At 68.5% G+C, this 12,774-nt stretch carries 15 protein-coding genes; 6 read left to right on the top strand and 9 right to left on the bottom strand.

Annotation, left to right across the window (positions count from 1 at the left end):
- Positions 1-253: 253 nt before the first annotated feature.
- The 3 genes from BQ8008_RS14100 to BQ8008_RS04070 all read right to left on the bottom strand — a co-directional run bounded on the left by BQ8008_RS14100 (position 254) and on the right by BQ8008_RS04070 (position 2,492).
- Positions 254-607 carry a hypothetical protein gene (locus tag BQ8008_RS14100; RefSeq protein WP_442778215.1) on the bottom strand — a complete coding sequence of 118 codons (354 nt, stop codon included), beginning with the start codon at positions 605-607 and terminating at the stop codon, positions 254-256.
- Positions 608-1,014: 407 nt separating this feature from the next.
- On the bottom strand, positions 1,015-1,713 hold the full coding sequence (locus tag BQ8008_RS04075) for a SatD family protein (RefSeq protein ID WP_108834646.1): 699 nt from the start codon (positions 1,711-1,713) through the stop codon (positions 1,015-1,017).
- 131 nt (positions 1,714-1,844) lie between these two features.
- The gene (locus BQ8008_RS04070; RefSeq protein WP_108832916.1) at positions 1,845-2,492 is read right to left on the bottom strand and encodes a thymidine kinase; all 648 of its coding nucleotides are present in this window, start codon (positions 2,490-2,492) and stop codon (positions 1,845-1,847) included.
- A 137-nt stretch (positions 2,493-2,629) separates the two neighbouring features.
- On the opposite strand from BQ8008_RS04070, the gene BQ8008_RS04065 reads away from it, so the two are divergent.
- Entirely contained in the window at positions 2,630-3,361 is a 732-nt protein-coding gene (locus BQ8008_RS04065) for a phosphatase PAP2 family protein (protein WP_108832915.1), read from the top strand.
- On the opposite strand, the gene BQ8008_RS04060 is transcribed toward BQ8008_RS04065, so the two are convergent.
- On the bottom strand, positions 3,326-4,660 hold the full coding sequence (locus BQ8008_RS04060; protein ID WP_234415216.1) for a DNA polymerase Y family protein: 1,335 nt from the start codon (positions 4,658-4,660) through the stop codon (positions 3,326-3,328). The two genes, BQ8008_RS04065 and BQ8008_RS04060, sit on opposite strands and share 36 nt — an antisense overlap.
- A gap of 224 nt (positions 4,661-4,884) precedes the next feature.
- Between BQ8008_RS04060 and BQ8008_RS04055 the strand changes: the two genes are divergently transcribed.
- Positions 4,885-5,487, top strand: coding sequence for a hypothetical protein (locus tag BQ8008_RS04055; RefSeq protein WP_199907929.1), 603 nt, complete (start codon positions 4,885-4,887; stop codon positions 5,485-5,487).
- Here the strand turns inward: BQ8008_RS04055 and BQ8008_RS04050 are convergent.
- A complete protein-coding gene (locus BQ8008_RS04050) occupies positions 5,382-5,984 on the bottom strand; it encodes a hypothetical protein (protein WP_234415215.1) in 603 nt (200 codons plus the stop codon). The two genes, BQ8008_RS04055 and BQ8008_RS04050, sit on opposite strands and share 106 nt — an antisense overlap.
- A 232-nt stretch (positions 5,985-6,216) precedes the next feature.
- Here BQ8008_RS04050 and BQ8008_RS04045 point away from each other — a divergent pair, with 232 nt between their 5' ends.
- Positions 6,217-6,792 (top strand): YbhB/YbcL family Raf kinase inhibitor-like protein, encoded by a 576-nt coding sequence (locus BQ8008_RS04045; RefSeq protein WP_108832914.1) that lies wholly within the window; start codon positions 6,217-6,219, stop codon positions 6,790-6,792.
- On the top strand, positions 6,789-7,652 hold the full coding sequence (locus BQ8008_RS04040; RefSeq protein WP_108832913.1) for an SDR family oxidoreductase: 864 nt from the start codon (positions 6,789-6,791) through the stop codon (positions 7,650-7,652). The genes BQ8008_RS04045 and BQ8008_RS04040 overlap by 4 nt, the downstream gene beginning before the upstream one ends.
- Before the next feature lie 24 nt (positions 7,653-7,676).
- Here the strand turns inward: BQ8008_RS04040 and BQ8008_RS04035 are convergent, their stop codons facing one another.
- Complete coding sequence (locus BQ8008_RS04035) at positions 7,677-8,135, bottom strand: tRNA (cytidine(34)-2'-O)-methyltransferase (RefSeq protein ID WP_108832912.1); 459 nt, start codon at positions 8,133-8,135, stop codon at positions 7,677-7,679.
- Positions 8,136-8,202: 67 nt separating this feature from the next.
- On the opposite strand from BQ8008_RS04035, the gene BQ8008_RS04030 reads away from it, so the two are divergent.
- Both BQ8008_RS04030 and BQ8008_RS04025 read left to right on the top strand, forming a co-directional pair.
- The gene (locus BQ8008_RS04030) at positions 8,203-8,856 is read left to right on the top strand and encodes a GNAT family N-acetyltransferase (protein WP_108832911.1); all 654 of its coding nucleotides are present in this window, start codon (positions 8,203-8,205) and stop codon (positions 8,854-8,856) included.
- A gap of 5 nt (positions 8,857-8,861) precedes the next feature.
- Complete coding sequence (locus BQ8008_RS04025; RefSeq protein ID WP_108832910.1) at positions 8,862-9,455, top strand: YbaK/EbsC family protein; 594 nt, start codon at positions 8,862-8,864, stop codon at positions 9,453-9,455.
- 43 nt (positions 9,456-9,498) lie between these two features.
- Here the strand turns inward: BQ8008_RS04025 and BQ8008_RS04020 are convergent, their stop codons facing one another.
- From BQ8008_RS04020 to BQ8008_RS04010, 3 genes are all read right to left on the bottom strand, one after another.
- Positions 9,499-10,950, bottom strand: coding sequence for a dihydrolipoyl dehydrogenase family protein (locus tag BQ8008_RS04020; RefSeq protein WP_108832909.1), 1,452 nt, complete (start codon positions 10,948-10,950; stop codon positions 9,499-9,501).
- A 185-nt stretch (positions 10,951-11,135) separates the two neighbouring features.
- Positions 11,136-11,726: a TetR/AcrR family transcriptional regulator gene (locus BQ8008_RS04015; protein WP_034472411.1), complete on the bottom strand. Its 591-nt coding sequence runs from the start codon at positions 11,724-11,726 to the stop codon at positions 11,136-11,138.
- A gap of 10 nt (positions 11,727-11,736) precedes the next feature.
- Positions 11,737-12,618, bottom strand: a complete 882-nt coding sequence (locus tag BQ8008_RS04010) for an alpha/beta fold hydrolase (RefSeq protein WP_231381949.1) — start codon at positions 12,616-12,618, stop codon at positions 11,737-11,739.
- Positions 12,619-12,774: the final 156 nt, after the last annotated feature.

Here is a 12,774-nt window from a genome sequence, read left to right as displayed (position 1 = left end):
CGACGACGAGCAACTGGACTCGGCAGTCCGGGCGCAGCTCGGACACGGCCGACTCGATGGCGCAGGCGTTGAGCATTGAGGACGTTGCTCGAGCCCATGGGGTGAGGCATTCGGGATCCCCGTTCTGCGCGCACCCCCGGATCGAAGACCATGAGCGATAACCGTGCAGGGCTACTGCTCCGAGGACCCAGTCCCACAGTTCGACGACGTCCGGCGGCTGCGTGCCCGCAACGAGGACTCCCGCCCCTCCAGCTCAAGCGACATGAATGACAACAGCGCCCAGGACGGCCAGGATCCAGGAGGTGAAGGAGCCGATCAGGAACTCCTCGGCCTTCTGCCCTGCCTCATCCTTACTGATCTCAGGGAATCGAATAACACCCTTGGCGGCAACGACTGCGGCAACAGCAGCGGGAGCCTCGACAGAGGCGAGCAGGAGGATGAGAATGCGCTCAAGCGGGCCGATCCAGCGACCGCCACGCATCGGTGGCTCCGAGCCGCTCGGCCGTTCATCCGCCTGTGGGGACTGGCGAGCAGCAGCAAGAATGTCGGAGACGATTCGATTGGCGGGAACGGCCAGGAAGACGACGACTCCGACGACGGCGCTCATCTTGGCGGCCCGAGACCCAAGCGGCTGACACACAACGACGCAGAGTGCCACGGCGAGAAGCAGTAGGCCCACACGGGCAAGGCGTGCGAGCCGCATCGCCCGATCCGCACCACCCTCGGAGCCGCACCGCCCCACCTGCTCCCGCTGACGGGACCTCGACAACCTTTCCCACCACGTCCGCGGAACAAGGCCGCAGCACAACCATGCGATGGTCACCAGGATGACGACGACAACACCCTCGGCACCAAGATGAAGGATGGGCCATCCCACCAGGATGCCAAGAACAGCAACAACCGGCACTCCCACCAGCAGCCTCGCCCTCACGGACGCCCGGGACGACCTCCCACCCATCCAGTCGAAGCTGTCAACCGCGGAGGCGGTAGCAAGCAGAAGAACGAGCAAGGCCGTCATTCTCCCTCGCCTTTCTCGCTCAACCCATCGAGAATTCTTTGAACCTCCAACAAGGAGGATCCGATACCGCGGGCGAAATCAGATACGGCCTGCTGACTCACCTTCTCCTGACGGGCGACCCCGACCTGGGTCTGCCCCATAAGGAGCCCGGCCATCATGCGCCGCTGACGCGGCTGAAAGCGGAATACTGTCTGGTCGCGCAGAATCAGCACCGAATTGACGAGCCCCTCGCGCTCACGACCCGCTCCCCCAGAGCCACGTGCCGAGTCCGGGTGGATGCGCAGCCAGGTTCGAACGAACGATCTCCCCTCATCCTGGAGATGATGCGCCCTCTCGATCGCCTCACGCGCAGCCCACCATGCCGAGCCGTCCTGGATCAGGCGCCCTGCCGCACCATGAGAGCCGCCGACCACCTCACCCTCGACCTCGGAGATCGCTCCGGCGCCGATACCGAAGCGCAGGCCCAGCCCTTCGGGCAGGAGGAGGTGCGTGCGCAAGGTGAGAGCGAGAGCGTCGGTGAGGGTCGCCGAGACTGCTTGCAGCTCGTCGCCGACCGTGGCGTACGGGTGCTGCGTCAGCGCCAGACCTTCAGCGGCACGGTCCAGAGTCTCGTAGATGACGTGCTGAGCGCGCCTGCGATCGGGAAGCTCGCGCGAGCGGACGATGTCTGCGATGAGCGCGTAGGAGACGTTCACAGTTTCACGATAATGCTTGTAATGCTTCGAATACAAGGAAGATCTCGGAGTGGTTGTCACTTCTTCCTCGCGCACCCCTCTCGGTCTTCCTTGTACTCCTCCCCGTACAAGCGCGATCCCGGAGCCTCAGCTCACCGCCCGAGAAGCCTCCCGCCAGCGGCGAGGTAGCACTTTCCGCACAGCGACTCGTAGGTGACGTCCCCGGAGTCGATGGCTACCTGGTCGCCGTCGAAGACGAAGGACTCCCCCACCTTGCGGGCATTGAAGATGGCCTTGCGTCCGCAGCGGCAGATGGTCTTCAGCTCCTCCAGGGAGTGGGCGATCTCCAGCAGTCTCCGCGACCCGGGAAAGCTGACGGTGCGGAAGTCGGTGCGGATCCCGTAGGCCAGGACGGGAACGTCGTCGACCAGCACGATCTCCATAAGCTGATCCACCTGAAGGGGCGTGAGGAACTGGGCCTCGTCGATGAGTACACAGTCCAGGACCTCCCGCAGCGTCACCGACTTCTGCTGGCCCGACTCCCCTTCTGGGGCGGTTTGCGCACCGGCCAGGCCCCTCCTGCGCACCAGGGCGCGCAGGTCGTCGCCCGCGTCAACGAGGAGGTCGACGCGACGCGACACCCCGAGCCGGGATACCACGAAGTCCTCCCCCTTGGTGTCGACCACCGCCTTGATGAGCAGGACGCGCTGACCTCGCTCCTCATAGTTGTAGGCGGTCTGAAGCAGCCCGGTGGACTTACCGGAGTTCATGGCACCGTAGCGGAAGTAGAGCTTGGCCACGCAGGTCCTCCTGAGCCGGATCCGATTACTCGCGCCGGATGCTACCCGTCGAACGGCCTGGGCGCGGGCAACACCACTCAGCCGGCCCACGGCGCACACATAGCCTCACCCTGACTGTCGTCGATAACCTCGCGCTCATGCTCTCACTCGACCACCTGCCCGACACCTGGCGCACCAGACGTGCCTGCGCACTGGCCGTGACCGCTGTCATCACTCTGTCGCTTTTCTCCTGGCTGGCCCTGACCACGAGCGCCGGAACGGGACTGGCACCCCACGACCAGGGCATCACCACCTGGGCCGCAGACGGACGTCACCCGGCCCTGACCATCGTCATGCAGGTGTTCACAGCCCTGGGCTCCACCGTGGGACTGACGGTCCTGACCGCGCTCTGCGCCACCCTCCTCTTCATGCGGGGACACCGCGTGCGCGCCCTGGTCCTGACTGCGACGATGCTCGGCTCCAGCCTGCTGACGGTGGTTCTCAAAGAGATTTTCGGGCGTACACGCCCCTCGACCGACACCCTTCTGGGCCTCCCCGCCTCAACCACCTCCTTCCCCTCAGGGCACTCCTTCAACACGGCCGTCTTCGCGGGCCTGCTGGCGGGGATGGTCCTGATGACCACGACGGCATCCCTGCACCGGGCGCTAGCGATCATGGCAGCGGCGGGAGCGACCCTCCTGGTGGGTGCCTCCCGCGTCTACCTGGGCTATCACTGGATGACCGACGTCCTGGCCGGATGGTCCCTGGGACTGGCCTGGCTGTGCCTGGTCACGCTGGCGCTGCTGTGGTTGCAGGGACGACGGTGCCCGGCCCAGGACCCTGAGGGCGCATCATCAGGAGTACACGGCATCGAGCCACCATCCGCCTGAACGCACCAGCAGGCGGGGCGGGCCAGTATCGGTAACCACCTGGAGGTAGGCGCGGCGCGAGGCCCCCTGCGGGGTCCACCAGCCCTCGTCGACCGGCCAGGGCCCGGCCCACAGGAGCACAGACTCCATCCCGACCTCACCATCGCCAGCATTATCGACAGCACTATTGGCCACGCCATCACCGATGCTCAGGAAGCCGGGGACGCCGTCGAGCTGGCCGTGGATGTCGACACCGAGCTCGCGCCCTTGGACGTCAGTGAGCCGCGCGGGAAGCGGCCGGGGCAGGACGACGGAGGGCGAGGGCTCGGGCAGGGCGCCGCTCCAGGGGGCCGAGCCGTCACCGCCGGACTCATCCGCGCACTCCCCCTCTCCCCAGGGAACCATTCGCACCCGCGAGCGCGGGTCGCGTCCGGGCACGATCCTGGGCACCTGGACGGTGCCGGCCCCGATGAGGGACTCCACCCGTTCCGCGGCGCGACGGGCGCGCGCTTCGGCCTGCTGCCCGGGTGCCTGCCACAGCCCTGCCTGGGCTGCTGCTGCGGGGCTCAGCTCGAGGGCCGTCAGGCTCAGGTGGATCAGTCCGGAGGAGGGTGGGCGCCCGGAGCGTCCGGAGAGCCAGCCCTCGAGCTGCCAACGTACGCGGTCGGTGAGCTCCATGGTGGTGGGAGTGGTCTCCAGCATCCAGGTGCGGACCAGCTCGGCGCCGTCGGCGCAGCGGGCCTCAATGGCGAGGCGTCCGACGGCGAGGCCTTCTGACAGGAGCCGGGCCGCCAGGGTCTCGGCGAGGTGCCGGGCGGCGAAGGCGGCGGTGTCCGTACGTTCCACAGGCGGGTCGAGGGTGGAGGTGACGGCGATGTCCTGGGCCGGCCGGGTCATGGCAGGGGCCTCGTGGTGGGTACCGGCGGCCAGGTGGTGGAGCCGTTCTCCCAGGGGCCCGAAGCGGGCGGTGACATCTTTTCCGGGTAGGGCCGCCAGGTCTGCCAGAGTGCGCAGTCCGAGTCGGGCGAAGGTCTCCAGCAGGGGGCGGGCGTCACGTCGCAGGCGCCTGAGGGGCAGGCAGGCCAGGAGCGAGTCCAGGGGCCAGGGGGCGAGGAAGTCGGGGGTCCGTCCCGGTTCGACGATGAGACCCTGACGGGCGGCCAGGACGGCTCCGGACAGGGAGTCGGCGATACCGACCTGGCACTCGACGTCGGCCTCCTGGGCGACGGCCTCGACGAGGGCTGAGGCGAGCGGTTCTTCTCCGCCGGCCCAGGTGGCGGGGCCCCTGGCAGCGGACAGGGCCAGTCCGGGGCGGGCCACGGTGGGGGACGCCAGGAGGGAGGNGGTGGCCTTCCGTTAGGGCACGGCCACCACTGTAGACGCCCCTCAGCGGACCCGTCCCTGTGGATCTCCTGAGGAAAGACTCAGAAGGGTTTGTCACTGCCTTGAGCCGCTTTGTTACTGGTGCTCTCGATTGATGTCACACCGGAGCGCTATCCTGAACGCCAGCCATCGAACGTGTGTTCGATATGAAGGGAGGTGACATGAGAGCCGCGATCACGCGCGCGCCATCAGGCGCCCAGGACCGTCTCGCCCGAGCCCGCCGCGCCCTGAAGGCGGCCGAGGAGCGCGCCGGACTACACCACCCAGGGGCCCTGGAGGTGCAGCGCGCCATGTCCTCTGGGTCTTTCGCGTCTCCTGTGTCCTCTGTGCCTGTCGGTGCGCCCGCCGGATCACCGGCCGCATCCCTCACGGCGCTCCTGGCCTCACCGGACTCGGGGGTGCTCAGCCTGCAGGGATCCGCCACCCTCCTCCTGGTCGTCCTCGCCCTGCGCCAGGGGAGCTCCGGTTGGTGCGGCGTCATCGGAGGAGACGACCTGGGCTGGTGCACAGCCACCGAGGTCGGCCTCGACCTCAACCGGGTCCTGAGCGTTCCAGCGTCGACCCTCGACGACGCCTCCGCCCTGACCGTCGCCTCCACCCTGCTCGACGGCGTCGACGCCCTCCTCATCGGCGCCTCCGCCACTGAACGCCTGCGACCTCAGCACCGCAGACGCCTGCTGGCCCGGGCGCCCTCCCAGGGGGCGGGGGTCAGGATGAGACGGCCGCGTTCGCGCGCCCGGGCCAGCAGGCGTCTGCGGTGCTGAGGTCGCAGGCGTTCAGTGGCGGAGGCGCCGATGAGGAGGGCGTCGACGCCGTCGAGCAGGGTGGAGGCGACGGTCAGGGCGGAGGCGTCGTCGAGGGTCGACGCTGGAACGCTCAGGACCCGGTTGAGGTCGAGGCCGACCTCGGTGGCTGTGCACCAGCCCAGGTCGTCTCCTCCGATGACGCCGCACCAACCGGAGCTCCCCTGGCGCAGGGCGAGGACGACCAGGAGGAGGGTGGCGGATCCCTGCAGGCTGAGCACCCCCGAGTCCGGTGAGGCCAGGAGCGCCGTGAGGGATGCGGCCGGTGATCCGGCGGGCGCACCGACAGGCACAGAGGACACAGGAGACGCGAAAGACCCAGAGGACATGGCGCGCTGCACCTCCAGGGCCCCTGGGTGGTGTAGTCCGGCGCGCTCCTCGGCCGCCTTCAGGGCGCGGCGGGCTCGGGCGAGACGGTCCTGGGCGCCTGATGGCGCGCGCGTGATCGCGGCTCTCATGTCACCTCCCTTCATATCGAACACACGTTCGATGGCTGGCGTTCAGGATAGCGCTCCGGTGTGACATCAATCGAGAGCACCAGTAACAAAGCGGCTCAAGGCAGTGACAAACCCTTCTGAGTCTTTCCTCAGGAGATCCACAGGGACGGGTCCGCTGAGGGGCGTCTACAGTGGTGGCCGTGCCCTAACGGAAGGCCACCGTTCCGTCCACAACCTGCCTGGAGGTACACCTATGACAGTCGACCTCACTCGCCCTCGCCCGCCGGTCCCCACCGGTTTCCTGCCCTCGGCCCCCACCTTCACCCTGACCTCTGCGGACCTGACTGAGGGGGGACGGATCCCGGATGTCTTCACCGCCGTCCACGACAACGTCTCCCCGGCTCTGAGCTGGTCCGGTTTCCCCGAGCAGACGCAGTCCTTCGTCGTGTCCTGTTTCGACCCGGACGCCCCGACCATGTCCGGCTGGTGGCACTGGACCATCGTGGACCTGGACCCCTCGGTCACCTCGCTGGAGCGGGGTGCAGGGGCCAGTGACCTCCAGCTCGACGGCGCCGCCTTCCACCTGGCCGGGGACTCTGGCCACCACGCCTGGTTCGGCCCCTACCCGCCCGCGGGCGACGGCGACCACCGCTATGTCTTCACCGTCTCCGCCCTGGACGTGGACACCCTGGGCCTGGATGACGAGGCCAGCCCCGCCATGGCCGCCTTCACCCTGGCCCCGCACTGCATCGCCCGGGCCACCTTCACCGCCACCTACTCCGTGCCCGGCGAGCCCGGGGCCGCAGCCTTCCTCAGGGACGGCAAGTGAGCCCGCAGATCGCCCAGGTCGACGCCGCCGCCTCCAAGTCGGGCCGACGTCGTCGACAGGGTGAGTCCGCCCCCTTCACTCCCGCCCACGGTTTCACGCGCCCAGGCTCCGGCCGCCACCAGCGCCGCCCCATCGCCCTGATCACCGGGGCGACCTCCGGGATCGGCCTGGCCGTGTCCAGGGACCTGGCTCGGGACCACAACCTCATCCTGCTGGCCCGTTCCACCAATGACCTTGAGGAGCTGGCGCTCGCCCTGGAGGAGGAGTCGCAGACCGCGGTCCTCATCTGCCCGGTCGATCTGACCGACGACACAGCCCTGGCCCGGCTGATCAGCCGGATCGACATCGAGAGCCTCGACGTGCTGGTGCACAGTGCGGGAATGGAGGCTCCCGGAGCGGTCGACAAGATCACGCCCACGCGCTGGCGCGCGGTGCTCAACCTCAACCTGGTGGCAGCGGCGTACCTGACCAGCCTGCTGCTGCCGGCGCTGCGGGAGGCCCGCGGGCTGACGGTGTTCATCAACTCCGGTGCCGGAGTGAGCCCCCGCTCGGGCAACGTCCTCTACTCCGCCTCCAAGGCGGGGCTGAAGTCCTTGGCCGACACACTGCGCCAGGAGGAGGCGGGCAAGGTGCGGGTGACCTCGATCTACCCGGGCCGGGTGGATACCCCCATGCAGGAGCGGTTGCACGCCTTCAACGCGGCGCGCCTGCGCACCGAGGGGATCATGGCGACCCCCGCGTACCGGGCGGCGGACCACATGGCGCCGCAGTCAGTGGCCGCGGCCGTGCGCCTGGCCGTCGACACCCCGCTGGACGCGGTCGTGGAGGACCTGGCGATCCGCCCCGCCGGCATGCTCTGAGGCGGCGGGGTCTAAGACAGGCCCTCAGGCCCCGCCGGCAAAGCCCAGGGACCGCCAGGCCTCATACAGGCCGATGGCGGCGGAGTTGGCGAGATTGAGGGAGCGGTTGCCCTCCACCATGGGGATGCGCAGGTGGGCGCTCACCCGTGGGTGGTCGAGGATCTCCTGGGGCAGGCCGGTGGGCTCGGGGCCGAACAGGAGGGCGTCGTCGCCGCGCCAGTCGACCTGGGTGTAGAGGCGCTCGGTGCGGGAGGTGAAGGCGAAGATGCGCCCGGGGACCTGGTCCAGGCACTCCTGCCAGGTGGCGTGAACGCGCGTGTTGGCCAGCTCGTGGTAGTCCAGGCCGGCACGGCGCAGCTTGGCGTCGTCCATGTCGAACAGGGGGTCCACGAGGTGGAGCATGGAGCCGGTGTTGGCGCTCAGGCGGATCGCCGCCCCGGTGTTGCCGGGGATGCGCGGGGAGAAGAAGATGACGTGCAGCACGGGGACAATGAGACCACATGCTGAAGCATCCCGACGCTGACCGCACTGCGGCTGCCATGATCGGAGCATGAGCACCGCCCTGTCACATGCCCCTTCGCCCGTCCTGACCTGCGGTGTGCTGGCCGGGGATGTCGTACGTCTAGAGCCCCTTGCACCCAAGCACGTGCCGGGGCTGCAGCAGGCCGCCGAGGATGCCGCGACGAGCCCCTTCGCCACGGTGCCGACGCCTGGCGAGGTCGAGAACTACGTGGCCCGCAGTCTGGCCCGCCGCGACACGGGCACCTACGCACCGTTCGCCCAGGTCGAGGTCGACACCGGCCGCGTCGTCGGGCACACCGCGTACCTGACGCCGCGGTGGATGCCGGACGGGCGGCTCTTCGCCGTCGAGGTCGGATCCTCCTGGCTCTCGCCGGCGGTTCGCGGTACCGCCGTCAACCCGGCCGCTAAGCTCCTGCTGCTCACGCAGGCCCTTGAGGAGTGGGGCGTGGACCGCGTGGACATCAAGACCGACGCGCGCAATGAGGTGGTTCGCGGCGCGATCGAGGCGCTGGGCGCGACCTTCGAGGGGGTCCTGCACGCCTGGCAGCCCTCGCTGGCACCCGGCGAGGAGGGACGTACGCGCGACACGGCCATGTTCGCCATCACCCCGACGCAGTGGCCCGGAGTCAGAACCCGTCTGGTGAAACGCATCAGGAAGCGCTCCACGTCGTCGAAAGGATGAGAGGAATGACTGAGCTGCGTGATCCGGCTGAGGTCTTCGCCGCAGAGATCGGCTGGCAGCCGGCCCTGGAACACAGTGACCTGCTCGCCAGGCCCGTGGCTGCGGCGCTGCGAGCGCTGGAGACCTCCTCCCCCGAGGGCGCAGATCTGGTCCGCCAGGCACAGGTGATCCCCATCGACCCGAGCTACTCCGACACCGACACCCTCAACGCCCACTACGCCTTGGACCCCGAGGCGACCGGGAACTGCGTGCTCGTGGCCGGCAAGCGCACCGGCGAGGAGCGCATCGCCGCCTGCGTCGTGCGGGCGCCCGACTTCGCCGACGTCAACCACATCGTCAAGAAGCGCATTGACGTGCGCAAGGCCTCGTTCCTGCCGGTGGAACGGGCCGTGGAGATGAGTGGCATGGAGTACGGCGGGATCACACCGGTCGGCCTGCCCGAGGACTGGAGGCTCTTCATTGACGGCGCCGTGGCGGACCGGGCCACGGTGCTCATCGGCTCGGGCGTGCGTCACTCCAAGCTCCTGGTGCCCGGGGCGCTGCTCGTGGCACTGCCGGGGGCCGAACGCGTTGAGAACCTGGGCGTGCGCCCCGCCTGAGCAGGTCATTCAGACCGTCCAGGCGAGGCCCGGCCTCAGGTTCTCAGCCCAGGGAGTCCAGGACGATGTTGAGTCCCTCGCTCATGGTGGGGTGGGTGATGACGGCGTCGCGCACCTGCTGCCACCTCAGACCGCCCAGCATCGCCATCTGGATGCTGGTGACGACCTCGCTGGCCTCGGCACCGATGATGGCGGCGCCCAGGATGAGGTCGGTGCGGGCGTCGACGATGATCTTGAAGAAGCCCTCGGTGCGGCCCAGGGTCTTGGCGCGCGGGACGGCGGCCGTCGGGGTCTTGGCGACGCGCACCTCGTAGCCGGCCTGGCGGGCCTCGGTCTCGGTCAGGCCCACGTGCCCCAGCTCGGGCGTGGTGAAGACGGCCCACGGAATGAGGCGCCCTGAGGTTGAGGCGTCCTTGCCTGCGAAGAGGTCGCGCAGGACGCGGAAGTCGTTCCAGGAGGCGTGCGTGAACTGGGGAGTCCCGGCCACGTCACCGGCGGCGTAGACGTTCTCGGCGGTGGTGCGCAGGTGGTCGTCGACGCGCACGAAGCCGCGCTCGGTCAGTTCCACACCCGCGGCCTCCAGGCCGAGACCGGCGGTGACGGGGGTGCGTCCCAGGGCAACGAGCAGGTGGGAGCCGGTCGCCTCGCGCCCGTCAGCGGCGGTGACGACGATGCCCTGCCCGTCGGGGGCGGCGGCGACCTGTGAGGCATGTGCGCCGGCCAGGACCGTGACGCCCAGGGCCTCCAGGCCGGCGGTCACCTCGGCGGCGACGTCGTCGTCCTCCCGATCCAGAATGTGCTCTCCGGCATGGACGATGGTGACCGGCACGCCGAGGAGCCCCATGAGGGAGGCCATCTCAACACCGATGACGCCGCCGCCCAGGACCACGAGGCCGGTGGGCAGCTCGGGCAGGGTGAGCAGGTCCTCGCTGGTCCAGTAGCGCACGTCGGCCAGGCCCTCGATCGGGGGGACCGACGGCGTGGTGCCAGTGTTGATGAGGACCTTGGCGCCGCGTACTCGCCTGAGGCCGCCGTCGTTCAGGGCGATCTCGACGGTGCGCTCCCCCACGAAACGGGCGGTGCCCTTGACGAAGTCCATGCCGGAGGCGGGGAACATCTTCTCGTGGGCGGCCACCATGCCCGCCACGACGGCCTCCTTACGGGCACGGAAGGAGGCCAGGTCGATGCGGGCCTGGGCCAGAGCATCGGCGTCACCGTCCTGCTCGGGCAGGGTGACGCCGTATGTGCCCGAGCCCTGGACCTCATGGAGGACCCGGGCGGCGGAGATGAGGGTCTTGGTGGGGATGCAGGCGACGTTGATGCAGGTGCCGCCCACCTTGTCCCGCTCCACCATGACGACCGTGTCTCCGGACTTGGCGCGCAGCATCGCCAGGGACTTGCCGGCCTTCCCTCCTCCGACGACGAGCAGGTCGACCTCCTCGACCGGGACGTCTGTCTGATTGGTTGCGTCGCTGTTGACGGTGGGCTGGGACATGGATGCGCATCTCCTTCGGTGGTTACCGGTCGGCGTGGTCTTGACGCCAGGGCAACGGGGAGCGACGGGCCTCTATTCCGGGGTGACTGCGGGAATCCTCAGTGGATCACCGCCTGCACGTGAGGAAACCTCACGCAGCCGTCACCCCTCCCAGCTGGCCATTGAGACGACTTATCCTTTCATTCTCACTGATACGCGGCATCGACCTGTTGTCCACCCAGGGCAGCCAGGGCCACGTCCAAAGAGTCAACAAGCATGGCGAAACTCACGTCGATGGGTGCATCCATGGCAAAGCCCCCGTGGACCTCGATATCCGCGAAACCGTGCAAGGCGGCCCGGATGATCCTCACGGCGTCGACGATCCGCTCATCAGGGATGCGATAGCCGGCCAAGGACGCCGCGACGATGTCAACTGTGCGTTGAGCCTGGTCCGAGTGCAAGGATCCCTCGCCAGCGGCAGGCATCTGCGTCAGCGGATAGAGACCGGGGTGCGCATGAGCGAAGGAGCGGTAAGCCCGAGCCAGGGCCTCCAGGGCTTCTCGCCCCGCCCGCCCCATGACGGAGGCAGCCAGAGCGTCGGCCAGATCGCTGATCGCGCGAACCGACACCCGCTCGGCGAGATCACCCAGACCTCCCACGTGTTTATAGAGGCTGGGGGGCGCAACTCCCAGGTCAGCGGCCAGACGGCTCAGGGACAGCGACTCAAGACCATGCTCGTCGACGATCTGCGCCGCCCGTTCCACCACGCGTTCGGTACTCAGTCCCGCTCGTGGCATCTTGTTCTCCTTACCTCTCCCCCGCCGGCCTCGGCGCAGCATTGTCAGCGACGATACGCCGAGCAAAGTCGACCACACGCGGCCCGACGACGTCGGAGCACTCCAGCATCGGGGCGTGCCCTGCGTCGGGAACCATCATGACCTCTCCCACCCCGTCACCAACGGCACGAGCCACCCAGGAGGCCTCAGCCATGGGATCCTTCCAGTCGGGGTCCTTCTGTCCCATGACCACGAGGGCAGGACAGTCCACCTTGTCCAGCCAGGGGGTGACGACGCGGTGATCGGTGCGAGTCGTAGCCCAGAAAGCGCGCCAGCGCCCTGGGCGGCGCAGCAGGTCCACCAGGCTCGTGGCTCGCTGCCGAGCGTCGGGCAGTCCCGGCCACAACCTGGCCGAGTAGCTGTTCCACACAGCAGGACCCCAAGGGCGCATCAGCGCGATCCCAAGCATGGTGCGCTGCACGAGAGTCTTGACTCGACTCTGCGGCCCACGCAGAAAGGGGCAGACGAGCACGAGCCCGCACACCAGGTCGGGGCGGCGCCCGGCTGCGATCACCGCAGCAGCCCCGGACATGGAGGCTCCTACGACGACGGCGGAGCCGGCGTCGAGAGCCTCGATCAGGGCAATGAGGTCGGATGCTGTGGCCTCGTCACCATAGGCGGTGAAGGTTGCCGAGCTGTCCCCGTGACCGCGCAGGTCCGCAGTGACAACGCGGAAGCCCGCCTCGCTCAGGGACTGCGCCAGCGGTGCGTAGACGTCCCGCACGTCCCCCATGGCCGGTGAGCAGACGACGAGCGGCCGACTCGCTGCAGCCGATCCAGCACCTGCACCGACAGGCTCATGCACCTCGTAGGCGATGGTGCCGCCCGACACCCCAAGTTGGCTAATAGTCATAGCCATTAAGTTACTGACATTCACGTCCGAGGGCAAGCAGACTCCTTGCACAGCCGTTCAAGATCAAGAACAGTGCACTCGAGACCTCATCGACACTGCACGAGCACCCTTCTCAACACACCAACCACACCTGGAGGTCACCAAGTTGACCAATTG

Source organism: Actinomyces sp. Marseille-P3109 (assembly GCF_900323545.1).
Lineage (GTDB): Bacteria > Actinomycetota > Actinomycetes > Actinomycetales > Actinomycetaceae > Actinomyces.
Note: the sequence above shows the minus strand (reverse complement) of the source record. Positions and strands in the feature narration are given on the sequence as shown.